Raw genomic sequence first — 1389 nt, 5'->3', positions numbered from 1 at the left:
CGTGGCCCGGCGGTCCGCACGCCTGGCCCGACGACCCGCGGTACGACCGCGAGCTGCTCGCGCACGGCGACGCCCGCAATGTGGTCGACGAGTACCGGTACTGGACGATGGACGCGATCGTCGCCGACCTCGACACCCGCAGGCACCGGTTTCACGTCGCCATCGAGAACTGGCAGCACGACATGAACATCGGCTCGATCGTGCGCAGCGCCAACGCGTTCCTCGCGGCCGAGGTGCATATCATCGGCCGCCGCCGCTGGAACCGGCGCGGGGCCATGGTGACCGACCGCTACCAGCACGTGCGCCACCACGAGTCGATCGCCGACTTCGCCCGGTGGGCGGATGCCGGATCCCTCCCCGTCATCGCGATCGACAACGTCGCCGGATCCGCGCCGCTGCCGGACGCCGACCTCCCCGAGGCGTGCGTGCTGCTGTTCGGTCAGGAAGGACCGGGGCTCTCGCCCGAGGCGCTGGCGGCGGCATCCGGGGTCGTCGAGATCGCGCAGTACGGCTCGACGCGCTCGATCAACGCCAGTGCCGCTGCCGCCGTCGTGATGTACGAGTGGTGCCGCCGCTGGGTGTGACCCCCTCAGGGCGCGTCGTCGCATCAGTCGCGGTCGATGCCGAAGGTGTGGCGCGTCAACGCCTGCAGATCGCGGTCGAGGTCGTCCATGCGAACGCTCGGCTTCGCGTCGGGTCCACGGATCTCGCTGCGGACGACACAAGTCGCGCCTGGAGAGGTGCCGCCTACGCTCCCGTGGTCATCCAGGCCGCGCCGCGCACGCGCCAGCCGAGGGTGACCAGGCGCGCGAGCATGTAGACGCCGAAGAACGCGATCGAGAGCCACGCGAGACCGGTGGCGCCGAGCGGATGCAGCACGGCGATGGCCACGAGCGCCGGCAGGAACGGCACGAGGTTCAGCACGCCGACGATCGCAAGATACTTGGCGTCGCCCGCGCCGATCAGCACGCCGTCGAGCACGAACACGATGCCGCACACCGGCTGGGCCACCGCAAGTACGATGAGCGCGGGCTGCACGAGGGCCGCGATCTCGGCATCCCCCGTGAAGAGCAGCCCGATGGCGCCCGACAGCGCGCCGATGACGGCTCCGACGACGACGCCGAACCAGGCGCCCCATGCGACGGTGCGGCCGAGCACGCGGCGCACGAGCGGGGGGTCTTCGGCGCCGAGGCCCTTGCCGACGAGCGCCTGCGCCGCGATCGCGAGGGCGTCGAGCGCGAACGCCGCCGTCGAGAAGATGGTGAAGGCGACCTGCCACCCGGCCAGTTCGTCGGTGCCGAGGCCCGTCGCCACAGCGACGGTCGCCAGCAGCGCGATGCGCAGCGACACCGTGCGCACGAACAGCCAGCCGCCCGCTCGCGCCGACCC

General features: G+C 71.8%; 2 protein-coding genes. One reads left to right on the top strand and one right to left on the bottom strand.

Annotation, left to right across the window (positions count from 1 at the left end):
• A partial coding sequence (locus EIO58_RS17975) for a TrmH family RNA methyltransferase (protein ID WP_127820562.1) occupies window positions 1-584 on the top strand: 584 nt, incomplete at its 5' end.
• Between the two features lie 163 nt (window positions 585-747).
• On the opposite strand, the gene EIO58_RS17970 is transcribed toward EIO58_RS17975, so the two are convergent.
• A partial coding sequence (locus tag EIO58_RS17970) for an MATE family efflux transporter (protein ID WP_240659008.1) occupies window positions 748-1389 on the bottom strand: 642 nt, incomplete at its 5' end.

Source organism: Microbacterium sp. CPCC 204701, from assembly GCF_004010105.1.
Lineage (GTDB): Bacteria > Actinomycetota > Actinomycetes > Actinomycetales > Microbacteriaceae > Microbacterium.
The sequence above is the reverse complement of the archived record's forward strand: the minus strand, read 5'-3'. Positions and strand labels throughout refer to the sequence as shown.